20 protein-coding genes are annotated in these 25,405 nt (G+C 71.8%); 14 read left to right on the plus strand and 6 right to left on the minus strand.

Annotated features, from left to right (window positions below; genetic code table 11):
• The first annotated feature begins 257 nt into the window (after window positions 1-257).
• From ACFXBC_RS20985 to ACFXBC_RS21030, 10 genes are all read left to right on the plus strand, one after another.
• Window positions 258-1,835 carry a 4-hydroxyphenylacetate 3-hydroxylase family protein gene (locus tag ACFXBC_RS20985; protein ID WP_385026318.1) on the plus strand — a complete coding sequence of 526 codons (1,578 nt, stop codon included), beginning with the start codon at window positions 258-260 and terminating at the stop codon, window positions 1,833-1,835.
• Complete coding sequence (locus ACFXBC_RS20990; protein WP_385026321.1) at window positions 1,832-2,323, plus strand: flavin reductase family protein; 492 nt, start codon at window positions 1,832-1,834, stop codon at window positions 2,321-2,323. The genes ACFXBC_RS20985 and ACFXBC_RS20990 overlap by 4 nt, the downstream gene beginning before the upstream one ends.
• A gap of 14 nt (window positions 2,324-2,337) precedes the next feature.
• Window positions 2,338-3,987, plus strand: a complete 1,650-nt coding sequence (locus ACFXBC_RS20995; RefSeq protein ID WP_385026324.1) for an aromatic amino acid lyase — start codon at window positions 2,338-2,340, stop codon at window positions 3,985-3,987.
• A 2-nt stretch (window positions 3,988-3,989) separates the two neighbouring features.
• Window positions 3,990-5,681 carry a class I adenylate-forming enzyme family protein gene (locus ACFXBC_RS21000; protein WP_385026327.1) on the plus strand — a complete coding sequence of 564 codons (1,692 nt, stop codon included), beginning with the start codon at window positions 3,990-3,992 and terminating at the stop codon, window positions 5,679-5,681.
• Between the two features lie 10 nt (window positions 5,682-5,691).
• Complete coding sequence (locus ACFXBC_RS21005) at window positions 5,692-6,987, plus strand: AMP-binding protein (RefSeq protein WP_385026330.1); 1,296 nt, start codon at window positions 5,692-5,694, stop codon at window positions 6,985-6,987.
• 67 nt (window positions 6,988-7,054) lie between these two features.
• Window positions 7,055-7,840, plus strand: coding sequence for a 2,3-dihydro-2,3-dihydroxybenzoate dehydrogenase (locus ACFXBC_RS21010; protein WP_385026333.1), 786 nt, complete (start codon window positions 7,055-7,057; stop codon window positions 7,838-7,840).
• Between the two features lie 59 nt (window positions 7,841-7,899).
• Entirely contained in the window at window positions 7,900-8,553 is a 654-nt protein-coding gene (locus ACFXBC_RS21015; RefSeq protein ID WP_385026336.1) for an isochorismatase family protein, read from the plus strand.
• On the plus strand, window positions 8,550-10,466 hold the full coding sequence (locus ACFXBC_RS21020; protein WP_385026339.1) for an anthranilate synthase family protein: 1,917 nt from the start codon (window positions 8,550-8,552) through the stop codon (window positions 10,464-10,466). Before ACFXBC_RS21015 ends, ACFXBC_RS21020 begins: the two co-directional genes overlap by 4 nt.
• A 4-nt stretch (window positions 10,467-10,470) precedes the next feature.
• Window positions 10,471-11,529 (plus strand): 3-deoxy-7-phosphoheptulonate synthase, encoded by a 1,059-nt coding sequence (gene aroF, locus ACFXBC_RS21025; RefSeq protein WP_385026342.1) that lies wholly within the window; start codon window positions 10,471-10,473, stop codon window positions 11,527-11,529.
• A 33-nt stretch (window positions 11,530-11,562) separates the two neighbouring features.
• Entirely contained in the window at window positions 11,563-13,515 is a 1,953-nt protein-coding gene (locus ACFXBC_RS21030) for an FAD/NAD(P)-binding protein (RefSeq protein WP_385026345.1), read from the plus strand.
• Between the two features lie 38 nt (window positions 13,516-13,553).
• Here the strand turns inward: ACFXBC_RS21030 and ACFXBC_RS21035 are convergent, their stop codons facing one another.
• Window positions 13,554-14,030: an RrF2 family transcriptional regulator gene (locus ACFXBC_RS21035; RefSeq protein ID WP_385026347.1), complete on the minus strand. Its 477-nt coding sequence runs from the start codon at window positions 14,028-14,030 to the stop codon at window positions 13,554-13,556.
• Window positions 14,031-14,196: 166 nt separating this feature from the next.
• On the opposite strand from ACFXBC_RS21035, the gene ACFXBC_RS21040 reads away from it, so the two are divergent.
• Window positions 14,197-15,609: an adenylosuccinate lyase family protein gene (locus ACFXBC_RS21040; protein ID WP_385026350.1), complete on the plus strand. Its 1,413-nt coding sequence runs from the start codon at window positions 14,197-14,199 to the stop codon at window positions 15,607-15,609.
• Window positions 15,610-15,660: 51 nt separating this feature from the next.
• Here the strand turns inward: ACFXBC_RS21040 and ACFXBC_RS21045 are convergent, their stop codons facing one another.
• Window positions 15,661-16,806, minus strand: coding sequence for a MalY/PatB family protein (locus ACFXBC_RS21045; RefSeq protein WP_385026353.1), 1,146 nt, complete (start codon window positions 16,804-16,806; stop codon window positions 15,661-15,663).
• 58 nt (window positions 16,807-16,864) lie between these two features.
• The gene (locus ACFXBC_RS21050; protein ID WP_385026356.1) at window positions 16,865-17,560 is read right to left on the minus strand and encodes an alpha/beta fold hydrolase; all 696 of its coding nucleotides are present in this window, start codon (window positions 17,558-17,560) and stop codon (window positions 16,865-16,867) included.
• A 195-nt stretch (window positions 17,561-17,755) separates the two neighbouring features.
• Between ACFXBC_RS21050 and ACFXBC_RS21055 the strand changes: the two genes are divergently transcribed.
• The gene (locus ACFXBC_RS21055) at window positions 17,756-19,075 is read left to right on the plus strand and encodes an MFS transporter (protein ID WP_385026359.1); all 1,320 of its coding nucleotides are present in this window, start codon (window positions 17,756-17,758) and stop codon (window positions 19,073-19,075) included.
• Between the two features lie 47 nt (window positions 19,076-19,122).
• Here the strand turns inward: ACFXBC_RS21055 and ACFXBC_RS21060 are convergent, their stop codons facing one another.
• Both ACFXBC_RS21060 and ACFXBC_RS21065 read right to left on the minus strand, forming a co-directional pair.
• Window positions 19,123-20,568, minus strand: coding sequence for a purine-cytosine permease family protein (locus tag ACFXBC_RS21060; protein ID WP_385026361.1), 1,446 nt, complete (start codon window positions 20,566-20,568; stop codon window positions 19,123-19,125).
• Between the two features lie 329 nt (window positions 20,569-20,897).
• Window positions 20,898-21,482, minus strand: coding sequence for an RNA polymerase sigma factor (locus ACFXBC_RS21065; protein WP_385026364.1), 585 nt, complete (start codon window positions 21,480-21,482; stop codon window positions 20,898-20,900).
• Window positions 21,483-21,546: 64 nt separating this feature from the next.
• Here ACFXBC_RS21065 and ACFXBC_RS21070 point away from each other — a divergent pair, with 64 nt between their 5' ends.
• Entirely contained in the window at window positions 21,547-23,571 is a 2,025-nt protein-coding gene (locus ACFXBC_RS21070; protein WP_385026367.1) for a protein kinase, read from the plus strand.
• Between the two features lie 65 nt (window positions 23,572-23,636).
• A complete protein-coding gene (locus ACFXBC_RS21075; RefSeq protein WP_385026370.1) occupies window positions 23,637-24,428 on the plus strand; it encodes a DUF4232 domain-containing protein in 792 nt (263 codons plus the stop codon).
• A 186-nt stretch (window positions 24,429-24,614) separates the two neighbouring features.
• Here ACFXBC_RS21075 and ACFXBC_RS21080 read toward each other — a convergent pair whose 3' ends face one another.
• The gene (locus tag ACFXBC_RS21080) at window positions 24,615-25,190 is read right to left on the minus strand and encodes a DUF4232 domain-containing protein (RefSeq protein WP_385026373.1); all 576 of its coding nucleotides are present in this window, start codon (window positions 25,188-25,190) and stop codon (window positions 24,615-24,617) included.
• Window positions 25,191-25,405: the final 215 nt, after the last annotated feature.

Consider the following 25,405-nt stretch of genomic DNA (forward strand, 5'->3'; position numbering starts at 1 on the left):
ACCCACGACTGACGCGCTCTGTCCCGCCGGCGGGACAGAGCGCGTTGCCGTGCGCCCCTCAGCTCCTTGCCCGCTCGAACACCGGCTGGTTATTCTCGTCGAACCGTTCGAGGGAGTTGAGCCGGACCTGAATTCGTCCGAGCCGCCCACCGGGCCCCGTCCGGAAAAGCCGAGTGTGCTGTGATCGGCGCTTCCTTCGATTTTCCCCTCGAAACGTTCTATGTATCCGTGCTTGCGTCTGTGCAGGGAGATCACCCATGTCCGTCACCCCGCCTGATTCCACAGGCAAGAGCCGTCCCTACACCGGAGCCGAATACCTGGAAAGCATTCGGGACGGACGCGAGGTGTGGATATACGGCGAGCGCGTCGACGACATCACCACCCACCCGGCATTCCGCAACAACGCCCGTATGGTGGCCCGTCTCTACGACGCCCTGCACGACCCGCAGAAGAACGCGGAACTCGTCGTGCCCACCGATACCGGAAGCACCGGATTCACCCACCCGTACTACCGGGTCCCCCGGTCGTCCGAAGACCTTCAGGCGAGTGTCGACGCGATGACGGCCTGGGCGCGTATGACCTACGGCTGGATGGGCCGGACCCCCGATTTCAAGGCCGCCTTCCTCGCCACGCTCGGCTCCAACACCGAGCGCTACGGCCCCTATGCGGCCAACGCCGAGCACTGGTACCGCGAGGCCCAGGAGAAGGTCCTCTTCGTCGGCCACGCCATCGTCAACCCGCCCATCGACCGGGACCGCGGCATCGAGGAGGTCAAGGACGTCTATCTGACGGTGGACGAGGAGACCGAAGCCGGCCTGGTGGTCTCGGGCGCCAAGGTCGTCGGCACCAGCGCCGCGCTCACCCAGTACATCTTCGTCGGCAACTACGGCATGGTGCCCGCGGGCGCCAAGGAGTTCTCGGCGTACTTCATCGTGCCGACCAACGCACCCGGACTGAAGATCATCTCCCGTGCCTCGTACGAGTTCTCGGCCGCTGTCACCGGCAGCCCCTTCGACCAGCCGCTGAGCAGCCGGATGGACGAGAACGACGGCATCATGGTCTTCGACCGCGTACTCGTGCCGTGGGAGAACGTCTTCTGCTACGACGTCGACAAGGCCAACGACTTCTTCCACGGATCCGGTTTCTACTTCCGTTCCATGCTGCACGGCTGTGTACGTCTCGGGGTCAAACTCGACTTTCTCACCGGGCTGCTCGCCAAGGGCCTCGACGCCACAGGCGCCATCGAGTTCCGCGGAGTGCAGACGAGGCTCGGGGAAGTCCTTTCCTACCGGCACACCCTCTGGGCGCTCGTCGACTCCATGGTCCGCAATCCCACCCACTGGCCGGACGGCACCGTGGTGCCCAACACCGAAAGCGCCCTCGCCTACCGGGTGTTCGCATCCACGGTCTATCCCAAGGTGAAGGAGATATTCCTGCGCGACCTGGGAAGCGCGCTTGTCTACAGCAACTCGCATGCGAACGACTGGGGCGTCGAGGAACTGCGGCCCTATCTCGACACCTATGTGCGCGGCCGGAACGGAATGCCGGCGGTCGAGCGTGTCAAGCTGATGAAGCTGATCTGGGACGCCGTGGGAAGTGAATTCGGCGGCCGGTGGGAACTGTACGAAATGAACTACGCCGGCAGCCACGAGAACATCCGGATCGAGGCACTCAAGCGGTACCAGGCCACCGGCGGGTTCGCCCACTGCACCGAGCTGGTCGAGCAGTGTCTCTCGGACTACGACGTCAACGGCTGGACCTCCCAGGACCTGGCCGGCCCCGAGGACGTCAGCGTCATCGGCGGACACCCCGAGGCACCCGCGGCGAAGCCTTGACCGCCGACGGCCCGGGGCAGGTGCTGCGCGAGGTCATGGGGGAGTTCGTCACCGGTGTCTGCGTGGCGAGCACCTGGGCCGCCGAGGGCCACGACGCCATCGTCGTCAACTCCCTCACCTCCGTCTCGCTCGATCCGCCCCTGGTCTCCGTCTGCCTGCGCGAGGACTCCACCTTTCTGCGTGAGCTGCGGTCGGCGGGCGTCTGGGCGGTGTCCATCCTCCCGGAGTCGCGGCACGCGCTCGCCCGTGCGCTCACCGCCCCCGCCACCCGCCGCCCGCGCCCCCAGGACGCCGCCGAGTGGACACCGGGGGACCGCACGGGCTGCCTCACCCTGGCGGACGCCCCCGGGGTCATCGAATGCGAGAACTACCGCCAGGTGGCGCTGGGCGACCACGTTCTCGTCGTGGGCCGGGTGGTGGGCCTGCTGCGCCGTCCGGTCATGCCTCTCGTCTTCCACCGAGGCTCCTTCTCTCTGCCCCTTGCCTGAAAGGCGAACCGTTCATGACGATTTCAACCGAGCCCCTCCGCCCCACAGGTGACGACGCCGCGAACGGCGCGCTGCCGGAGCTGGACGGCCGCACCCTGACCCTGGACGACGTGGTCCGGGCCGGCGGCTCCGCCGGCTCCGCGTTCCGGGTCAGCGAGGACGCGGCGAAGCAGCTGGCGCACTCCCGCGGGCTCAAGCTCGACCTGATCGCGAACCGCAAGCCGATCTACGGGGTGACGACCGGCTTCGGCGACAGCGTCACCCGCCAGATATCCCCGGAGAAGGCCGCCGAGCTCCAGCGGAACATGATCCGTTACCACCTCAACGGCACCGGCCCCAAGGCCCCCGACGCCGTCGTCAGGGCCACGCTGCTGATCCGCGCCAACTGCCTGGCCCGCGGCAACTCGGGCGTCAACCCCGTCGTCATCGACCGGCTGCTCGACCTGATCCGCCACGACATCCTGCCGGAGGTCCCCATCCGCGGGTCGGTCGGCGCGAGCGGGGACCTGGTGCCGCTCTGCTACGTGGCGTCCGCGCTGATCGGCGAGGGCGACGTCAGCTACCGCGGCGAGAGCCGCCCGGTCGCCGACGTCTTCGCCGAACTGGGCATCGAGCCCCTCGTACCGGAGGCCAAGGACGGCCTCGGTCTCATCAACGGCACCTCCTACAGCTCCGCGTGGTCGGTACTTGCCATCGCCGAGGCCGAGCGGCTGGCGCGGGTCGCGGACATCTGCACCGCCCTGGCCAGCGAGGCGCTGCTCGGCAACCGCGGCCACTTCGACGCGTTCATCCACGCCCAGAAGCCGCACCCCGGCCAGACCGCCAGCGCCCGGCAGATCAGCGGACTCCTCGACGGCTCGCGGCTCGCGCTCTCGCACGGCCAGGTCGTCGACCTCAACCAGGAGCTGGACGACCGCGGTTACCAGCAGCTGCGGCGCAGCATCCAGGACCGCTACTCGATCCGCTGCGCCCCGCATGTCAACGGCGTCCTGCGCGACACCCTCGACTGGTCCAGGCGGTGGGTGGAGACCGAGATCAACTCCTCCAACGACAACCCGCTGTTCGACCTGGAGACCAACAGCGTGCACAGCGGGGGCAACTTCTACGGCGGCCATGTCGTACAGGCGATGGACTCGCTCAAGGTCGCGGTGGCCAACATCGCCGACCTGCTGGACCGCCAGCTGGAACTGGTGGTGGACGAGAAGTTCAACAACGGCCTGACCCCCAACCTCATTCCGCGCTTCGCCGACGACGAGTGGCAGGCCGGCCTGCACCACGGGTTCAAGGGCATGCAGATCGCCTCGTCCGCGGTCACCGCCGAGGCGCTGAAGTCGTCCAACCCGGTGAGCGTCTTCTCCCGTTCCACCGAGGCGCACAACCAGGACAAGGTCAGCATGGCCCCGATCGCGGCCCGCGACGCCTTCGCCATCACCGGGCTCGTCGGCGAGGTCGCCGCGATCCACCTGCTCGCCGCCTGCCAGGCGCTCGACCTGCGCGGCCCCGAGAACATGGCGCCGCGGACCCGCGCGGTCCACCGCCTGGTCCGTCAGCACGCCCCCTTCGTGGACCGGGACCGCCGTATGGACGGCGACATCACCGCGGTCATGGGGCTCATCACCGACGGCTCCCTGATCGAGGCCGCCGACGCAGCGGAGGAGTTCTGATCATGCCGCTCAGCCCAGGCACCCTGCTCGACGCGGATGCCCGGCGGAAGCTGGCGGGCCTGCCCGGGCTCGGCGGCGGGAACGTCTGGCACACCGCAGCCCGGCTCAGCCCCTGGCCCGACCTGCCCGCCGTCGTCGCGGACCGGCCGCTGGTCAACGCGGACGGCGAGCTCCAGAGCGAGTTCAGCCTCCGGCAGCTCGACGAGCTGTCCCGGGTCTGGTCCGCCTGGTACCTCGACCAGGGGGTACGGCCCCGCGACCGGGTCGCCGTCTACCTCAGCGACTCCTTCGAGGACCAGCTCCACCTGGCCGCGCTGGCCCAGATCGGGGCCATCGCACTGGTCATCAACGGCCGCATGGAGGCCGACACCGCGCTGCGGCTGATGGCCAGGACCGGGCCGGTCGGCCTGTACACCGACGAGACCCACCGGGGCGCGCTGGCCGGCCGGGAGCGTACCGCCGGAGTCCGCTGGACCCGCACCCGCGCCGACGCGGCGGTGCTGGGCCACTGCACCCTGCCGGACGCGGCCCGCTTCCACCACGCACCGGACGACCCGGTGATGCTCTGCCACTCGTCCGGCACCACGGGCGACCCCAAGCCCGTCATCCACGCCCACTGGCAGAGCGTCGCCGGGGTCTGCCACCGGCTCACCGGCCATGCCGAGCCGCCGACGTCCGTCCTGCTGTCGGCCGCCCCGCACTCGCACGCCGGAGCCACCGCCTTCACCTTCTACGCCCTGCTGGCCGGACTGCCGCTGATCGCGGTGGACGACCCCAGCGGCCCCGGAGTGGCGCGGGCGGTACGGACCCACCGGCCCACCACCGTCCTCGCGTTCAACCAGACCCACTCCGCCCTGGCGACCATGGAGCTGGACCCCGCGGACTTCGCTTCGGTGGCCTACTGGATCAACATGGGCGACGCCGCCCACGACGCGCACATCCGCAGGCTCATCCGGCTCGGCCACCACCGGGTGGACGGAGAGCTGGTGGCGGGCTCCGGATTCGGCGACGGCCTCGGCTCGTCCGAACTGGGCTGGGCGGCCCTGCGCCGTACCATCACCGCGCAGACCCCGCCCAGCCCCCGCCTCCTGGGCCGCCCCGAGGAGTGCGCGGAGGTCGTGGTCCTCCGCGAGGACGGCGCCGCCGCCGCACCCGGCGAGGTCGGGATGCTCGGCGTACGCAGCGAGACCGTGGCACCCGGCTACTGGAACGACCACGACACGAACTACCGCAGCAGGCTGGCCGGTTACTGGCTCTCCGGGGACCTGGCCTACCGCACGGCCGACGGCGACTTCTACCACGCGGACCGGATCGTGGACGCCATCCACACCCCCGGCGGGACCGGCTACTCGGTCCTCATGGAGGAGACGCTCCTGCTCCAGCTGCCCGAGGTCGCCGACTGCGCTGTGGTCGCGGGCGGAGCCGGGGGCGTGACGCTGCCCGTCGCCCTCGTACGGCTGCGCGGCGAAGCCGACCCCGGCGACCTGCTGCGCAGGGCCAACAAGGCGCTCGCCGATATCGGACAGCCCCCGCTGGCCCTGCTGGAGACCGCCCGTGACGCGTCGGACATCCCGGTGGGCTCCACCGGCAAGGTCCTCAAGCGTCTGCTGCGCGAACGCTACGGCGATCTTCGCGGCCACATCGAAACCCACCCGACCGGCGTGGCGGCAGAGCTGCCCGTCCCCCACTCCTGAGAGAGCGGCGATGAGTTCAGATCTGCCCGGCATCGGGGACTGGCACAGCTTCGCGGAGCTGCGGCTGCTGCAGGACCGGCTCCTCCCGGCCGTACTGGAGCGTGCCTCCCGTTCGCCCTTCTACCGCGGCCGGCCGGCCGCGGAGCAGTCAGCGGGACTCGCGGAGCGGGCCCTGACCACCAAGTCCGACCTGCGCGACAGCTACCCGTTCGGGATGCTGGCCGTGGACCGCGACCAGCTCGCCACCTACCACGAGTCCAGCGGCTCCACCGGAACACCGACCCCGTCGTACTACACCGAGCGCGAGTGGGTGGACCTCGCCGAGCGCTTCGCCCGCAAGTCGGTGCCGATGTCGTCGGCGGACACCCTGCTGGTCCGTATCCCGTACGCGCTCGTGATCGCCGGTCATCTGGCCCACCAGGCCGGGCTGATGAAGGGCGCCACGGTGATCGCGGGTGACTGCCGCACGATGGCGGCGCCCTACTCACGGATCATCCGGGTACTGCACGACCTGGGCGTCAGCCTCACCTGGTCGACCGCGAGCGAGTGCCTGGTCTGGGCCGCCGGGGCGCGGCTCGCGGGATACGACCCGGGCCGGGACTTCCCCGCCCTGCGCGCGCTGTACGTCGGCGGCGAACCCCTCAGCGGGGCCCGCCGCGACCGGATCACCGAACTCTGGAACGCGCCCGTCGTCGAGGAGTACGGCTGCACCGAGGTCGGCACCATGGCGGGCACCTGCCCGCACGGCCGGATGCACTTCTGGGCCGACCGGGTGCTGCCCGAGATCCTCGACCCGGACACCGGTGAGGTGACCCGCGAGGGGACCGGCCGGCTGGTCATCACCCCGCTCCACCGCGAGGCCATGCCGCTGCTCCGCTACAACCTGGAGGACCAGGTCGAGCTGCGCCACGAGGAGTGCCCGTGCGGCTGGTACCTGCCGACGGTCCGGGTGCTCGGCCGGGTCGCGCACGGCCTCACGGTCGCCGGCCGGGGCGTCTCGCCGCTGCAGGTGGAGGAGGCGGTCTTCCGGCTGCCCGCCGAGTACGGCGTGCTGTTCTGGCGCGGCCGTGCGGAGCCCGGGCTGCTGCGGGTGCAGCTGGAGGTGGCCGACGCGTACGCGGGGGACGCCTGCGCCGAAGCGGCCCGGCATCTGAAGGAAGTGCTCGACGTACCCGCCGAGGTGACCGCGCTGCCGCCCGGCAGCCTCGTCCCGGAGCCCCTGCTCCTGGGCCGCCTCGACGCGATGAAGCCCCGCAAGCTCTTCGGGCCCGACGAGGACTGGGACGCGGCCGTACTGGCCGGCTGACCGCACGTCACCCGCAGACCACCGCACACCCCTATCACTGGGCACAGCACAGGAGTTGATCGGCAGGATGGACGAGAAGGAGTTCTCCGGCAAGGTGGCACTGGTCACCGGGGCCGGTGGCGGCATCGGCCGCGCGGTCGCCCAGGTCCTGGCGGAGGCCGGGGCCCGGGTCGTCGCGGTGGACCTGGACGGTACGGCCGCCGAGGAGCTGGCCACCGATCTGCGGGCGGCCGGCGGCAGCGTCGTGGCCGTGGCCGCCGACGTCTCCGACAGCGCGGCCGCCACCGCCGCCGTGGCCACCGCGGCCGAGCACTTCGGCCCGGTGGACCACCTGGTCAACGTGGCGGGGGTGCTCAGACTCGGCCCGGTGGCCACCCTGAGCGACGAGGACTGGCGGGCCACCTTCGCGGTCAACACCGACGGCGTCTTCTACATGTCACGGGCCGCGGCCCGGGTGATGCGGGAGCGCGGATCCGGGGCGATCGTCACGGTGGCCTCCAACGCGGCCAGGGTGCCCCGTTCGCACATGGCCGCCTACGCCGCCTCCAAGGCCGCTTCGGCGTCGTTCACCAAATCGCTCGGCCTGGAGCTGGCCCCGTTCGGGATCCGCTGCAATGTGGTGAACCCCGGCTCCACGGACACCCCCATGCTGCGCGGCATGGGCACCAACCGCGACGGGTTCGGGGCCACGATCGCCGGAGCCCCGGAGAGCTACCGGGTCGGCATCCCCCTGGGGCGCGTCGCCACGCCGGTGGATGTCGCCGGAGCGGTGTCGTTCCTGCTCTCCGAGCGGGCCGCGCAGATCACCCTGCACGAACTGTGCGTCGACGGCGGCGCGGCCCTCGGCGCGTAGCACACCCGGCCAGCAGCGGAAGCGACAGAGCACAGAACAGAAACGAGGAGAGGGACAGCATGGGCATCCCGGACATCACCGCCTACCCGATGCCTGCGGCGGACGGACTGCCGGACAACACCGCACCGTGGGTTCCCGACCCGGCCCGCACCGTCCTGCTCATCCACGACATGCAGCGCTACTTCGTCGAGGCGTTCCCGGCCGGCCGCTCGCCCGCGAGCGAGCTGACGGCGAACATCGTCAGACTCCGTACGCGCTGCGCCGAACTGGGTGTGCCCGTCTGCTACACCGCGCAGCCGGGCGACATGACGGCCGGCCAGCGTGGCCTGCTCCAGGACTTCTGGGGCGGCGGCATGACGGCGGAGGCCGAACAGCGCGCGATCGTGCCGGAGCTCGCCCCGGAGCTGGGCGACCACATCCTGACCAAGTGGCGCTACAGCGCCTTCCAGCGCACCCGCCTCCTCGACATCCTCCGGGAGCAGGGCCGCGACCAGCTCGTCATCTGCGGGGTCTACGCGCACGTCGGCTGTCTGACGACGGCCAACGACGCCCTGGCGTACGACATCCAGTCCTTCCTGGTCGCCGACGCCGTCGCCGACTTCAACGCCGACTACCACGCACAGGCGCTGCGCTACGCGGCGGAGCGCTGCTCCGTGGTCCTGCCGGCCGACGCGGTGCTCGCGGCGCTCTCCAAGGAGGCGGTGACACCTTGACCGCGTCCGTGGCCGGCGCCCCGGCGGAGTTCCAGGACCGGCGGCCCTTCGCCCTGCTGTCCCGGCCCTCGACGACCCCCGCGGGGCAGCTGGAACTGCTGCGCGGGCCGGTGTCCGTACTCAGCGGTCTCGACGCGCTGCCGGCGCCCGGTGCGGACAGCGGGCCGGTCCTCGTTCTGCTGCCGTACCGCGCGGCGGCCGAGCGCGGGATGGAGTGCCACGACGACGGCGCGCCCATCCTGGCCATGGACGTCACCGAGCAGAGCACGATCCCGGAGTCCGCTCTCGGACGGTACGGCCCGGAGGTGCCCCTGCGGCTGCGCGACGGCGGATTCGACATCGCCGACGACCGCTACGAGGACATCGTCCGCACCGTACTCAACCGCGAGATCGGCACCGGCGAGGGCTGCAACTTCGTCATCAGCCGCACCTTCACCGGGACCCTGGAGAGCTACACCCTCGACTCCGCGCTCGCCCTCTTCCGCCGGCTGGTCGAGCGGGAACGGGGCGCCTACTGGACGTTCCTGGTGCACACCGGCGACCGGACCTTCGTGGGCGCGTCGCCGGAACGCCACATCACCCTCGACGACGGCACGGCGGCCATGAACCCGATCAGCGGCACCTACCGCTACCCGCCGGAGGGCCCCACGCCGGAATCGGTGCTGGAGTTCCTGGGCGACGGCAAGGAGACCGACGAACTCACCATGGTGCTCGACGAGGAGCTCAAGGTGATGGGCGGCATCTGCGACCGGGGCGCCCGCGCCGTGGGACCGCTGCTGAAGGAGATGGGGCACCTCGCCCACACCGAGTACTTCATCGTCGGCCGCACCTCGCTCGACCCGGCCGAGATACTGCGGCGCAGCCTCTTCGCGCCCACCGTCGTGGGGAGCCCGCTGGCCAACGCCTTCCGGGTGGTGCGCAGATACGAGCGGACCGGCCGCGGCTACTACAGCGGGGTGATCGCCCTGCTCGGCAGGGACGGCCGGGGGCGGCCCTCGCTCGACTCCGCGATCCTCATCCGTACCGCGGAGATCAGCGCGGCGGGATCGGTGCGGATCGGGGTCGGCGCGACCCTGGTGCGCCACTCGGACCCGGCGGCGGAGGTGGCGGAGACCCGGGCGAAGGCCCAGGGCCTGCTGTCGGCGATGGGGCACACACCGCGGCGCCCCCGGCCCGCCACCGAACCGCTGCTGGGGCGGCACCCGGAGATCCGGGCGGCCCTGGAGAGCCGCAACACCGGTCTCGGCCGGTTCTGGTTCACCGACGAGGAAGCCCGCACCGCGCTGCGCCCCGCACTGGCCGGTCGCAGCGTCCTCGTGATCGACGCCGAGGACAGCTTCACCACCATGCTCGGACACCAACTCGCCTCCGTGGGGCTTGAGGTGACGCTCCGTTCGTATGCCGACGAGCTGTCCCCCGAGGACTTCGACCTGGTGGTGCTCGGCCCCGGTCCCGGCGACCCCCTCGCGGCCCGCGACCCGAGGATCGGCCGGCTGCGGGAGATCGGCGCGCGACTGCTCGCCGGCCGTACCCCCTTCCTTGCGGTCTGCCTCGGACACCAGGTCCTCAGCTCCCTGCTCGGCCTGCGTGTCGTCCGCCGCGCCCGCCCCAACCAGGGCGTCCAGCGCAGGATCGACCTGTTCGGCGGCGCGGAGCGGGTCGGCTTCTACAACACGTTCGTCGCGCTCAGCGACGCGGACCGCTTCGAGCATCCGCACAGCCCCGCCAAGATCGATGTCAGCCGGGACGCCGGTACGTGCGAAGTGCACGCCCTGCGCGGCCCCGGATTCTGCTCGCTGCAGTTCCACGCCGAGTCCGTGCTCACCGAGCACGGGCCGCACCTCATCGGTGATCTGCTCACCTCGCTGCTCGGGGACGCCGGTTCCCGCCAGCTCACCCAACGTTCGGAGTAGGAACATGGTCATAGTGATGTCGTCGGACGCCGCGCCCGAGGACGTGGCCGCCGTGCTGGCCCGGGTGAACGACGCCGGGGTCCGCTCCTACATCAGCAGAGGACGCGACCACCTCCTGATCGCGGCCGTGGACGACGGGGCAGCCACCGCACCAGCGGCGGACGTCCTGCGCGCCCTGCCGGGGGTGCGGGCGGTGACCGCGCACCCCACGCCGTACCCGCTGGTCAGCCGGGACAGCCTGGCCGAGCGTTCCGTGGTGGAGGTGGGCGGGGTCCCCATCGGGGCCGGCACCTTCACACTGATCGCGGGGCCCTGCGCCGTGGAGACCGAGGAGCAGACCCGGGCCGCCGCCCGGATGGCACTGACGGCGGGCGCCGCGCTGCTGCGCGGCGGCGCGTACAAACCCCGTACCTCGCCCTACGACTTCAGGGGCCTGGGCGAGGACGGCCTGCGGATCCTCGCCGACGTGCGCGCGGAGACGGGACTGCCGGTGATCACCGAGGTGATGGACCCGCGGGACGCCGAAACCGTCGCGCGCTACGCCGACATGCTCCAGATCGGGACCCGCAGCATGCAGAGCTTCCCGCTGCTCGAAGCGGCGGCGGACACCGGGAAGCCGGTGCTGCTCAAGCGGGGGATGAGCGCCACGGTCGAGGAGTGGCTGCTGGCGGCCGAGTACATCGCCCACCGCGGCAACCTCGGCGTGGTGCTCTGCGAACGCGGGATTCGTACCTATGAGCGGGCCACGCGCAATACTCTGGACCTCTCGGCTGTGCCGGTGGCCCAGCAGCTGTCGCATCTGCCGGTCATCGTCGACCCCTCGCACGCGGGGGGACGCGCGGGTCTGGTCGTACCGCTGGTCCGTGCGGGGGTCGCCGTGGGGGCCGACGGAGCCATGGTCGACGTCCATCCGACACCCGAGGCCGCGCTCTGCGACGGGCCGCAGGCGCTCGGCGACACCGACCTGAAGGAGCTCGGCGAGACCGTACGAGAATGGGCCCCGCTGGCCGGCCGGCTCACCCTGTGCGCACCCCCGAACCCGTCGCTCCCGCTGATGTCCTGACCGGTCGCCGGCCGCCGAACACAAGGAGGAACGTTGCTGTCCAGAAGTGCTGACCTGTGTGTGGTCGGGGCGGGGCCGAGAGGGATATCGGTCGTGGAGCGGATGTGTGCCAACGCCCCCGTGCTCGGCGCCCCCGGCGACCGGGTGACCATCCACCTCGTCGACTCCCGGCACGGCGGCGGCGGTCAGGTGTGGCGCACCGATCAGCCGGCCGAACTCCTCATGAACACGGTCGCGTCCCAGGTCTCCATGTTCATGGACGACAGCGTGGAGGGCGAGGGCCCGGTGGTGAACGGGCCGAGTCTGCACGAGTGGGCGCGCGCCCTGGACGGTGCGCGGCAGCCGGGCCGCTACCCGGAACAGGTGCTGGCCGAGGCGGCGACGCTGGGCCCGGACTCCTACGCCTCCCGGTCCCTGTACGGCCACTACGTGGACTGGGCGCTGGCCCGGGTCCGCGCCGGGCTCCCGGACTCCGTCGAAGTCGTGCTGCACCGCGCGGTCGCGGTGGCCCTGGACGACGACGGCGACGGGACGCAGACCCTGCGCCTGGACGACGGCACCAGCCTGAGCGGTCTGACCGCCGTGGTCCTCGCCCAGGGGCACGTGGGGATGGAGCTCACCCCCGACGAGAAGGACCTGTCGGTCTTCGCGCACGAGCACGGCCTCGGCTACTTTCCGCCGGGCAACCCCGCCGACACCCCCGAGGACTCCATCAGACCCGGTGAGTCGGTGGCGCTGCGCGGGCTCGGGCTGAACTTCTTCGACCACATGGCGATGCTCACGGCCGGCCGCGGCGGCCGTTTCGAACGGGTCGGCGGACGCCTGGTCTACCGGCCGTCGGGAGCCGAACCGGTGCTCTACGCGGGATCACGGCGCGGCGTCCCGTACCACGCACGCGGCGAGAACCAGAAGGGACCGGCAGTCCGTCACCAGCCGGTCTTCCTCACCCCGCAGGCCGTACGCGCACTGCAGGCCGAGAGCGCGGCGGGGCGCCGGCTCCGGTTCCGTCGCGACATCTGGCCGATCGTCTCGCGGGAGGTGCGCCTGGTCTACTACCGCACCCTGCTCGCCGAACGTGACGGCGCCGCGGCCGCCGACGCCTTCGCCGGGGTCTTCACCGTCCTCTCAGCGGGCGAAGGCGACGAGGCCGAGTGCGCGCTCCTCGACCGCTACGACGTGGCCCGGCAGCTGCGCTGGGACTGGGACCGGGTGATCCGGCCGTACGGAACCCGGACCTTCAGCGGGCCCGACGACTACCGGGCATGGCTGCTCGGCTATCTCCGCAGCGACCTCCGCGAGGCCGCCCGCGGCAACGTACGCGGCCCCCTCAAGGCCGCGCTCGACGTGCTGCGCGACCTGCGCAACGAGATACGGCTGATAGTGGACCACGGCGGGATCACCGGCAGTTCGTACCGCAGCGACCTCCAGGAGTGGTACACACCGCTCAACGCGTTCCTCTCCATCGGCCCCCCGGCGAGCCGGATCGAGGAGATGATCGCGCTGGTCGAGGCGGGCGTACTGACCCTGCTCGGTCCGGGCTTCCGGGTGCTGCCCGACGCCTCGGGCAAGTGTTTCCAGGTCGAGTCGACGGCCGTCCCGGGCCCCGCCGTCCAGGTCACCAGCCTGGTGGAGGCGAGGCTGCCCGAGGTCGACATCCGCAGGACCACCGATCCGCTGCTGCGCCATCTGCTGGGCACCGGGCAGTGTTCGGCGTACGGACTGGCCGACGAGAGCGGCCCCGAATACCGCACCGGCGGCCTCGCCGTCACCCGGCGGCCCTACCACGTGGTGGACGCCGAAGGCAGGGCACACCCCCGGCGCTTCGCGTTCGGTGTGCCGACCGAGACCGTGCACTGGGTGACAGCGGCCGGGATCAGACCGGGGGTCAACTCGGTGATCCTCAGCGACGCCGACATCATCGCGCGTGCGGCGCTGCGGGCGGCTCCGGAGCCCGCCAGGGACGCCGTCCCGGCAGGCTCCCAGTGAGCCGGCCCTCAGGTGACCCGGCCTTCAGCGAGCCGGCCTCAGTGAGCCAGCTGGGGAAGCCGCTCCGCGTTGCGCGTACGCACCGAATCGGGGAGCCGCGCGACGAGTTCGGCGATGGTGACCGAGCGCAGCGAGGCGCGGCAGGCTTCGTCGGCCTGGCTCATCACGGTGCTCACCATGCAGGTGCGCCGGCACTCCTCGGGGGAGGAGGCGCCGGTGCCGCGCTGCCGGATCTCCTGGCAGATGAAGGGGGCCGCGGTGCCCTCGATGGCCTCCACCACATCCAGGGTGGTGATCGACTCGGGGGTGCGGGCCAGCCGGTAGCCGCCCTTCGGGCCGGAGTTGGCGTACAGCACGCCCGCTCTGGTCATCGCCTGGAGGTGTTTGGAGAGATATGCCTCGGGCAGGCCGAAGTGCCCGGCCAGCGCATCGCGGCGCATCAGCCCGCCGGGCGGCACCTGCGCGAGCAGCATGGCACAGTGCAGACCCCACTCCACGCCTTGTGACAGCTTCATGCGGACAGTCTAGTCATGCAATATCCGGAATACCCACAAACTTTCTGCGCCCTGGGGCAGGGGACGCCGAGGGCCGGGGCACGGGGCCCGGGGGACGGGCCCTGGAAATGGGGACCGAGAGAGGGAGCCCGGACACGGGCTCCGGAGCACGGGAGAAGGACGAGCGATGAACCACACGCCCGAGACGGCCGCGTTCCTGGACACCGGCCTGCTGACGCCGGTGCGGGCGGGGACCCCCGTCGAGGCCGAGACCGCCGACATCGCCTGGCTCCAGGCCCTGCTGGACGCCGAGGCCGGGCTGGTCAGGGCCCAGGCGGAGCTGGGCCTTGTGCCCGGCACGGCGGCCGGGACGATCAGCAGGCTGGCCGACGCCTCCCGGCTCGGCCTGCGCGAACTCGCGGTCCGCACCAGGGGCGCGGCCAACCCGGTGGTAGCCGTGGTGGAGGCCTTCACCGCCGTGGTGAAGGCCGAGGACCCGGACGCCGCCGAGTATGTGCACCGGGGCTCCACCAGCCAGGACATCATGGACACCGCGGCCATGCTGGTGGGACAGCGGGCCGGCACACTGATCCACACCGACCTGCTGCGGACCGCCGATGCCCTGGCCGCGCTGGCCGGCCGTCACCGGGACACCCTGGTCGCGGGCCGCACGCTGGGCGCGCACGCCGTACCGACCACCTTCGGGCTGAAGGCGGCGGGCTGGCTGGACGGAGTGCTGAGGGCCGCCGACCGGCTCGGGGAGGTGCTCGGCTCCGGGCTGCCGGTCCAGCTGGGTGGCGCGGCGGGGACCCTGGCGGGCTACGTGGAGCAGGCCCGGATCCAGGAGGTGGCCGATCCGGTCGCGACCGCGCCCCGCCTCCTCGCCGCCTACGCGGCCGAACTGGGCCTGGCCGAGCCGCTGTTGCCCTGGCACACCACACGCGCCCCGCTCGTGGAGCTGAGCCAGGCACTGGTGCTCTGCACCGGGGCGCTGGACAAGGTGGCGGTGGACGTCCAGGTGCTCTCCCGTACGGAGATCGCCGAGGTGGCGGAGCCCGCGGCGCCCGGCCGTGGGGTCTCGTCCGCGATGCCCCACAAGCGCAACCCCGCCCTGGCCACGCTGATCCGTACCGCGGGCCTGCAAGTCCCCTCCCTGGCCCTGGTACCGGCCCAGGCGATGGCTGCGGAGGACGAGCGCCCGGCGGGCGCCTGGCACGCGGAGTGGCAGCCCCTGCGGGAGAGCCTGCGGCTCACCGGAGGCGCGGCGCACACCGCGGTCCAGCTGGTGGAGGGCCTGACGGTCTTCCCGGAGCGGATGCGGGCCAACCTCGGGCTCACCGCAGGTCTCGTGGTGTCCGAGCGGGTGGCCGCCGTCCTCACGCCCGCCCTGGGCAAGGCCGCCGCACGGGAGCTGCTGAACCGGACCGGGGCCGAGGCGGTACGCACCGGGCGGCCGCTGGCCGAGCTGCTCACCGGGGCGCCCGAGCTGGCCGGTGTGGCCGGGGCCGCGGAGGTGCTCGACCTGCTGGACCCCGCCCACTACACCGGCGCGGCCGGAGCGCTGGTCGACCGGGCGCTGGCGGCCTACCGCGCGCGGTAGGCCGGCCGGCCAGGGGGCAAGCCCGGCCGGCCAGGGGGTCGGCCCAGGAGGTCAGCCCACGGCTTCGCTCATCCGCCGGGTGATCTCCGCCAGGAGGGCGGGGGAGGTGCCGAAGTTGAGGCGTACGAAACCCTCGCCCTCCGGGCCGAAGGCGCGGCCGTCGTTGAGCAGGACCCGCGCCTTCTCGTGGAAGAACGTCCGCGGATCCGAGGGCAGGTCCAGGTCCCGGCAGTCCAGCCAGGCCAGATAGCTGGCCTCGGGCACCCGGTAGCCCACGCCGGCCGGCAACTGCTCCTTCAGCGCGAGGGCGTTGGCCGCCAGCACGGGGCGCAGCTCCGAGAGCCAGGAGTCGCCCTCCCGCCAGGCGGCGAGGGTGGCCGCCACCCCGAAGTTGTTCGGCTCGCCGTACAGATGGGACGGGGACGACAGCGCCTCACGCACCCCGCGCGGCCCGATGTGGCCGACGGCGCACCGGACCCCGGGCACGTTGAACGCCTTCGTGGCGGAGGTCAGCGTGACCGTACGCGCGGCCAGTTCGGGTCCGAGCGAGGCGAAGGGGATGTGCTGGTGCGGTTCGTGGACCAGCTCGGAGTGGATCTCGTCCGATACGACCAGCATGTCGTGGCGCAGCACGATCTCGGCCAGCGCCTCAAGCTCCGCCCTGCGCAGCACGTGTCCCGTCGGGTTGTGCGGACTGACGAGCAGCAGCACCCGGCACCCGGTGACCGCCACGTCCTCGGCGAGCCGGTCGGCCGAGAAGGCCCAGCCGTCCTCGTGCGGGACGTACGGCGCGGCCAGCAGCCGCCGGTCCATGGTCTCCAGGGTCCGCAGGAAGGGCGGATAGGTGGGGGTGTGCGCGGCGATCGTGTCGCCCGGCTGTGTCGTGACCATCAGTACGGCCTGGAGGGCCTGGTTGATGTCGGTGAACTCCCGCACCTCACCGGGGTCCAGGACCAGGCCGTACCGCTGCTCCATCCGTTCCGCCAGCGCCGCACGGAGCGGGTTGCGCCCGGGGTGCGCGTCCCAGGACGGGTATCCCAGGTCCTCGGAGACGCAGCGCAGCAGCGCGTCGCGCACCACCGGGGCCGGCGGGAAGTCCATCTCCGCGATCCAGGCGGGCAGCACGCCGGGTCCGGCCTCGCCCCACTTGGTGCCCGGCCGGCGGGACAGGACTTCGGCGTCGACATCATGGAACATCGGTGCACTCTCCTCTTGCTGGATGGGTGATGTTGCCTACAGCCAGTCCGTACCGTGTTCACAGCCAGTCCTTGACCGCGGCCAGGAAGCCGTCGAAGTCGTCCTGGTGGACGACGTGACCGCTCCGGGGTACGACGCGCACTCCGTAGTCGAGCGCACGCAGCTCCCGGGCCACGGGTGGCGGCACCATATGGCTGGGGTCGGCGAGCACCACCATGCCGGGTACCCCGGGCGGGCCCGGGTTCCGGCGCGGCAGTCCCTCGATGGCGTCCAGGGTGCGCGGATCCCACTGGGCCAGCGAGGCGACCTTCGCCTTGCGGGCCTCCGGCTCCCAGCGCACCATGGCCTCCTCCACCTGGGCGGGCGACCACTCCTTCTGACAGCGGAACTCGCGCAGGGTCGACTCCAGGGTCTCGTTCCAGGCCGGCTCCACGTACACCACGCGGCCCGGCTTGAGTCGTTCCCCGACGAGGGAGAGGAGCAGGCCGCCGAGCGAGTGGCCGATGGCGAGGTCGGGCCCGGCCGGTACCGACTCCACGAGTGCGTCCGCAAGGTCCTGAAGGGTGTACCGGTCGAGCCGGGGGGCCCGCCCGTGGCCCGGGAGATCGGGGGCCAGAACGCGGTAGCCGCGCTCGGCGAGCGCCGGTGCCACCCGCCACCAGCTGCTTGAATCCGCTGTGATGCCGTGCACCAGAAGGGCGTAGCGATCGCCGTCGCCCCAGGTGCGGACCGGGGTGTGGGTTGTCGTGGCCATCCGGCTGCCTCTCCTTCGGTCTGCCGCTGCTGCATTCTTCGATATCGCGGATACAACATATCCACGTTAGCCGGGGAGGGCCGACCCGGCCGGGGGGGAGCGTTGATAACAGGATCCCTTGTGTCCTGGCTCGCCCGGTCCATGCGGCCGATGGTGTGAACGTCGAACACCACCGAACTGCCGAGGAGTCAGGCGATGTCCAGGGATGTGCACAACCCCGAAGCGGCCGGCCCGCCGGTCCCTCCGCAGGCCGCGCCGCCGCCCACCGCGGAAAGGGCCGCGCCGTCCCCGGCCGCGGCGGAGGCACCGCCGCCCCCGGCCGTGACGGAGACCGCGCCGCCGCCCGCGGTGGAGCAGGTGGACGAGAAGGCAGCGAGTGTGCCGCGCGCCTTCGTCGTCGCCTGCTTCCTCAGCAACTTCGACCGGTTCGCGATCACCCCGATGCTGGTGGCGGTCGCGGCCGGTCTCCACGTACGGCTGAGCGAGGTCGTCCTCATCGCCAGCGGCTACTTCTTCGCCTATGGTGCGGCCCAGCCGGTGTGGGGGATGCTGTCCGACCGGTACGGGCGGATGCGCGTCATCAGGGCCACGCTCTGTGCGACCACCCTGTGCGGGCTGCTCTCGGCGGTGGCTCCTTCGCTGACCGTGCTGGTCGTCCTGCGCATCGCCACCGGTGCCTTCTTCGGTGCCGTGGTGCCCACCTCGCTCACCTATGTGGGGGACACGGTGCCCGCGGCCGTACGCCAGCGGGCCCTGTCGGACCTCCAGCTGGCCCTGGCCATCGGCACGGCGGCCGCCACCCTGGTCGCCGGAAGCGTCGCCCAACTGCTCAGCTGGCGTGTGATGTTCGCGCTCCCGGCGGTCCTGGCCGCGTGCGCGGTGTACGCGATGCGCGGGATGTCCGAGTCCCGGGTGGCGGGCACCCTGCGGCGGCCGGGCGAACAGCTCGCCACCGTGATGCGGCTGCGCTGGGCCTGGGTGGTCATGTTCTTCGGCCTCGTCGAGGGCGCGGTGCTGCTCGGCTGCTTCACCTTCCTGGCGCCCGCCCTGCAGGACCGCGGGCTCAGCACCGTGAGCGCGGGCGGGGTCACGGCGCTGTACGGGGCGGGCACCCTGGTCTTCTCGCGGGTGCTCAAGCGGGTGGCCATGCGGGCGCCCTGGGCGCTGCTCACCGCGGGCGGGACGATGATGTGCGCCGGCTTCCTGGTCGCCGCCGTCACCCCCTCCGTCGTGGGCATCGGGGTGGCGGCCGTCCTGCTCGGCGGGGGCTGGGCCTTCTTCCACTCCTCGCTGCAGAACTGGGCCACCACGCTGGTACCGGAGGCTCGGGGCACGGCCGTCGCGCTCTTCGTCGCCGCGCTCTTCGTCGGCAGCGCCGTCGGCTCCGCGCTCGGTGCGAACCTGGCCCAGCACGGCGCGTACGCCCAGCTGTTCGCGGTGGCCGCGCTGACCGCGGCCCCGCTCACCCTGGTCGCGGCCCTGGCCAGGCGGCGGTACACACCGGCCGGTGCGTGACGGGCGGTACGTGTCCCGCCGGCGGGACACGTACCGGCGTGCGCCGCTCAGCGCGCCGCCCCCGCGGGCTCGGCGCTGCCGCTGACCCCGGCCGGGATCCGGCCGGGCGGCGGCACACCGCGGCCCCGCCGGGCCACCGCCGCGTAGAGGATGCCGGGCACCACGAGACCGATGATCCAGGAGATGTCGGCGCCGCCCAGCCGTTGCACGAGCGGGCCGGTGTACAACTCGCTGGAGAGGAAGGGCAGCTGGACGAGGACACCGAAGGCATAGGTGAGCAGGGCGCGCAGGTTCCAGGCGCCGTAGACGCCCTTCGGATCGGCCAGTGCGGGAATGTCGTAACCGTTTCTGGAGAGCAGGTAGTAGTCGACCAGATTGATGGCGCTCCACGGGGTGAAGAAGACCAGCAGAAAGAGCAGGAAGGTGGAGAAGGATTCCAGGAAGTTCCCCTTCCCCAGGAGTGCGAGAGCGGTACCGGCGACCATGATTCCGAAGACGTAGCAGCTTCTCGCACGCGGGCTGACGGGGCGTTGCCTGCGGAATCCGCCGATGCCGGTCACCAGGGACATGAATCCCCCGTAGGTGTTCAGCACATTGACGGTCAGTTTGCCGAAGGCGATGGAGAAGTAGAGGAGCGAGGCGATCAGCGCCGAGCCGCCCATCCTGACGATGCCGCCCACCTCGTCGCCTCCCCGGCCGCCGCCCCAGGCCGCTGTCAGCGCGCCGAACGACATCGACCACTGGGAGCCGAGCACCGTACCGCCCATGGTCGCCCAGAAGACGGCGGACGGCCGCGTCCTGCGCGGCAGGTAGCGCGAGGAGTCCGCGACATAGGGTCCGAAGCCCAGCTGCCACGACGCCGAGAGCGAGATGGCCAGCAGGAAGGACGGCGCGGAGAAGTGGTGGTCGGCGAAGAGCCGCCCCAGCGGCGCCTGTTGGACCAGCCGCACCCCCAGGTAGACGAAGGCGAGCGCCCCGACCAGCCCGGCCACCTTGCCGACCCGGTGGATCAGCCGGTAGCCCACGGCGGCGGTGACCGCGGTGGCGGTGGCGAAGACGATGATGCCGGTGGTGTCCCCGAGATGGGTCAGATGCCCGACGGCCTGCCCCGCCAGCACACTGCCGCTGGCGAAGAAACCGATGTACATCACCACGGTGCCCACCAGGGGGATCGCCGCGCCCCGCACCCCGAACTGGGCACGGCTGGAGATCATCTGCGGGAGGCCGAGCTGCGGCCCCTGCGCGGCGTGCAGCGCCATCACGGCGCCGCCCAGCAGATTCCCGATCAGTAACGCGATGACGGACCAGAAGACGTCATTTCCGAAAACCACCGCGAGAGATCCGGTGACCACCGCACTGATCTGCAAATTGGCGGCGAACCACAGAGTGAAGAGACTCGCGGGCCTCCCATGTCTTTCACTGTCGGGAACGACATCCACAGAACGCTGTTCGACCAGTCCGCCCGCAGGGCTGACCGCATTTCCTCTCGGCATGACGGCCTCTCCAGAAAGAGAAGGGGAGTGGAGTGGTCATGATGGCAAGCGGAACTGGTGGGCAGTCAAGGAATCGACGGCCGACCCCGTGCGTAAGTGAGCCGGTGGGCGGGAAATGCGGTGAATCAATGATTATGCGTGTCAGTAAACCGCCGGGACGGTAATTCGCTGAATTCGGCCGCAGCTCAATACGGAAGGGCGCGGCCCCGTGGCGCCCGCGCCGGACGGCGGGTGTGCGACAGCACCGTGTGCGCGATGTCTGTCATGTCTGTTATGTCCTGGCATGCCAGGACATAACAGACATAGCGGGACCGGGGCCCGTGGAGCCCTCAGGCTTCGGCACCGCCGGGCGCCTCGTCGGCGTATCCGCCCACCAGCCAGGGCCTGACCTGCTGGCGGGCGCGGTGCAGCCGGGATTTCACGGTGCCGACGGGCAGGTTCATCCGGTCGGCGATCTCCGCGTAGTCGAGTTCGCAGATGTCCCGGTAGACCAGGGGCGTCACCAGCTGCGGAGCCTCCCGCTCCAACCGGTCGAGCGCTTCGAGCAGATCGACGCGCGAGCCCGCGATCACGCTGGTGGTGCGCGGGTCGGGGTGGGTCGCCTCGGCCGTGGTGAGCGGGGTCTCGGCCGCGCGCCGCTTGAGCTCGCGGTACTTCTGGCGTGAGCAGTTGGCGACCACCGTGTACAGCCAGGTGCTGAACTTGCTGCGGCCCTCGAAGCGGTGGATGTTGCGTGCCACCTGTACGAGTACGTCCTGGGCCGCCTCCTCCGCGTCCTCGCGGTACAGCAGGAACCGTGCACAGCGGCGCAGCACATCGGGGCTGATGTCCCGGAGCAGCGCGTCCAGGGCGTTCTGGTCGCCGGCGGACGCGCGGACGGCCAGGGCCTCTGTCTCATCGGCGGGCCGGTTCACTGGACGGCCTCCGCCGGTCGGGCCGGTTGGACTCGCTGGGGGATCACCCATGCATGATAGCCACATGTCCGTACCAGAAGAGATTGGCCGGTACCGCGTTCAGCGGCGTCTCGGCACGGGGGCCTTCGCCGTGGTGTGGCTGGCCCACGACGAACGGCTGCACGCCGATGTCGCGGTGAAGGTGATGGCCGACAACTGGTCGTACCGGCTGGACATCCGGGAGCGTTTCGTGGCGGAGGCGCGACTGCTGCGCCGGGCCAACTCCGGCGGTGTGGTCCAGGTCTTCGACATCGGTGATCTCCCGGACGGACGGCCCTACTTCGTCATGGAGTACGCGGACCACGGCACCCTGGACGACGTACTGACCGCGGGGGAGCTCGATGTCGACGAGGCGCTGCGGCTGACCGCCGAGGCGGCGCGCGGTGCGGCCGCACTGCATGACGCGGACATCGTGCACCGGGACATCAAGCCGTCGAACATCCTGCTCAAGGGCCGGCCGGGCGGCCATGAGCGGGTCCTCATCGCCGATCTGGGCCTGGCGAAGAACCTGGCGCAGGCGTCCGGCCTCACCGTGATCGCGGGCAGCAGCGGCTATATGGCGCCCGAGCAGGCCGAACCGTACGACGGCATCGACGCGCGTGCCGATGTCTACAGCCTCGGGGCCGTCCTCCACCATCTGCTCACCGGTACGGTCCCCGGCCCGCCCGGCAAGGTGCTCCCGGCCGATGAGCTGCGCCCGGGTCTGCCGGCGCCGGTCGTGGCCGCGGTACGGCGGGCCATGGAGCCGGACCGGGAGGAACGCTGGGAGAGCGCAAGGGCGTTCACCGATGAACTGGAACGGCTGCGGAAGCTGCCGGAGTCCTCGTCCGGGACGGCCGGTCCCGGCCCGGCGGGGGGTTCGCAGGGGCCCGGGGCTCCGGGGGGCGCGACGGGACCGTCCGCGTCGGCCCTGGGCGGCTCGCCGGTTCCGTCTGCCCCGGGTGGCTCGCCGATGCCCGGGGGAGACGGCGGCGCGCCCGCGTCTTCGGCATCTTCGTCATCGGTCCCGGGCGGCTCACCCGCGCCCGCGGCCCCGGGCGGCTCACCCGCACCCCCGGTCCCGGGGGACGCGGCCGTACCTCCGGGGCCGGCCGGGCCGCCGGTGCCCGGGGCCGGGGGCGGTTCGCCGATGTCTCCGGGGCCCGGGGGCTGGCCCGTACCCGAGGACCCGGGCGGCTCCCCCGTACCGTCCGCCTCGCAGCCGTTCTCGCCGGCGCCCGCCGGGTATCCGGAGTTCGCGCCGTACCCCGAAGAAGCCACGTTCCCCGGCGAAGCCGGATTCCCCGGAGCCGACGCCTCCCCCGGAGCTGACGGGCACCCCCGACTTGCCCCGGCCGGGGAGTCCGCCGCCTCCTTCGCTTCGCCCCATGTCTCCGGTGTCTCCGGGCCGTCCGCGTCCGGGGCCTCCCCGGTGCCCGCAGCGGCCGGTGGCGGCCCGGACGCGGCGGCGCCCGGCCGTACCCGGCGCCCCAGGACCCTGCGGACCGTGCTGACCGTGCTGACGGCCGTGGTCGTCGTCGCCGGGGCGGGCACGGCGCTGACCCTGTGGGAGCGCAGGCCGCCGAGTACGGAGCGGGTCAGCGACGCCACCGGGAAGCTCAGCGTGGAGGTCCCGCACGCCTGGGCCGTGCAGCTCGCCGACTCCGGCTGGTCACCCGGTGCCCTCGGCCTCGACAGCACCCACCGGGCGGGGCTGACGGTGGCGGACTCGGTCGCGGGCTGGTCCGATCTGCGGACCGACGACAGCGGGGTCTTCGCCGGTGCGGCCGGTTCCGGCGCGGACAGTGCGGCGGAACTGACCGCGAAGGTGAAGAAGAGCACCCACCCGGGCTGCCGGGACTCCGGCACCGCGACGTACTCGGACAGCCGGTGGCGCGGCACCGTCCGCACCTGGGATTCCTGCGGAACCGCGGGCAGAAGCCTCAAGGAGGTCGCGCTGGTCCCGGTCGCCAAGGGCAGTCCGCCGGTGTACGTGCAGATCAGGTGTGCCGAGAGTTTCGGCAAGGACGCCACCGACCGGATTCTGCGGAGCGTGCGGACGGCGGCGTGAACTTTTCGGTCCTTCCGGTCATCGGAGGTAGTCAGAGAGTAATCGGAGAAGGGACGGTCGGCGCCATGCCGAATCCAGGACAGCGGGGCAGGGAAGACCAGGTGACCGGAGCCTTCGGGAGGGGCGGATCCACCTCCCGGCGGAGCCTGGCCGCCGGGGCCGCCACGGCGGCCGTCGCGGGCGCGCTGCTGCTCAGCGGCTGTGCGGGCAACGACTCGGGTCCGCAGAAGGTGGCCAGCGTCGGAGGCCCGGTGACCAGCGGTGCGTCGGCGGCTCCGTCCGGCAGCAGCCCGAAGCCGAGCCCGCCCGGGGCGACACCCGGAGACGGATCGGGATCGTCCGCTTCCTCGTCCGGGGCGAAGACCCCCGGCGGCGACAACCCGACGCCGACGAGGAGCGGTGGGGGCGGAAACGGCAAGCCCTCCGCCCCCTCCGCCCCGGCCCGCTGCCACACCTCCGAGCTCGGTCTGTCGATCGGAGACGACCACCCGGGAGCGGGGCAGGAGAACTTCGCACTGGTCCTCACCAACAAATCCGGCCACACCTGCACCGTCAGCGGTTTCCCGGGTCTCGCCTTTGTCGACAGCGCCGGCCATCAGGTCTCGGTGGACCCCGAACGCACCGGCTCGTCCGGCGGCCCGGTGAAGGTGGCTCCCGGGTCGTCCGCCTGGGCGCCGCTGTCGTTCACCAACCCGGAGGTGACCGGGTCGGGCACGGTGACTCCGCCGACCGTCCGGGTCACTCCACCGGACGAGAAGGTCGCGCTGATCGTGCCGTGGAACGGCGGCCCGGTGCCCTCGGACGGCAAGGTCTCGACGCCGCAGGTCGGGGCGTTCTCGGCCGGCTCGGGTGGCTGAGAGCCGGACGCGGGACCGTAGCCGGGCAGGAGTTCGGGGGCGGGCGGGAACGCGTCGCCCCGGACGGGAACACGGGCACCGGAAGGAACACGGGGACCGGGAGGGGCGGGCCGCGCCCATGCGGCCCGCCCCACCCCGTGCGTCCCGGATCCCCGGACCGCCGGATGCCCCGATCACATGCCCCGGTCAGCCGTTGAGGCTGATGTGCGAGGCCAGGGCGGTGACATCGAGGTCACCGTTGTCGACCCACTGCGGGAACTTCAGGGTCTTGTGCGTGGTGGAAGCCGGCGGAGTGACCACCAGATAGGCCGCGTGCCGGGCACCCGATGTGCCGGTGTTGGCGTGGGTCCAGGCGATGACGGACTCGGCGCTCTGGCCGTTCTTGAGCGTCAGCGTCTGCTTGGCCGGACCCTTGGCGTACCAGGTGCTGCCCCAGTGCACCGAGGTCGCGAGCGTGTGGTGGCCGGCGTCCTGGAGCCCGAGCCCCGGGTAGCCACGCAGGTCGCAGGTGTGGCCGCTGGTGTTCTTGAGCTTGAGGACGACGCCCTCGTGGTTCATCCCGCCGGCCAGCCCCTGTCCGAAGGAGGCCGTGAGCCCCGAAGTGGCGCAGGTGGGCACGGACGCCGCCTGGGCGGCTCCGGCCCCGGCGAGCCCGAGCCCGGCGACAGCGGCGACGGCGAGCCCCGCACCGCCTATACGGCGGGCCGTGCGGGTGCGGGCGCCTGCGCGCCGGGCGGTGCTGTTCCGATGCTGCTCAGCCATGTCGATCGATCTCCACTCTCAATGGTGCGCTTCTCGATGGTGCGCTTCTCGTGCGTGCGGTGCGCGTTGTCTCCGCGCGATCCCCGTGTGCTCCGCGTACTTCAAGCAGTGGGATGCCATCGGCGCCCAGAAAGTTCACGGTAAATCCGTCCAGATACGACGGGGCCCCGACGCCTGCGCCACCCCTTCGCCCGGGCCTCTGATCCGGCCCGGGC

It is taken from the genome of Streptomyces sp. NPDC059398, from assembly GCF_042751845.1.
Taxonomy (GTDB): Bacteria; Actinomycetota; Actinomycetes; order Streptomycetales; family Streptomycetaceae; genus Streptomyces.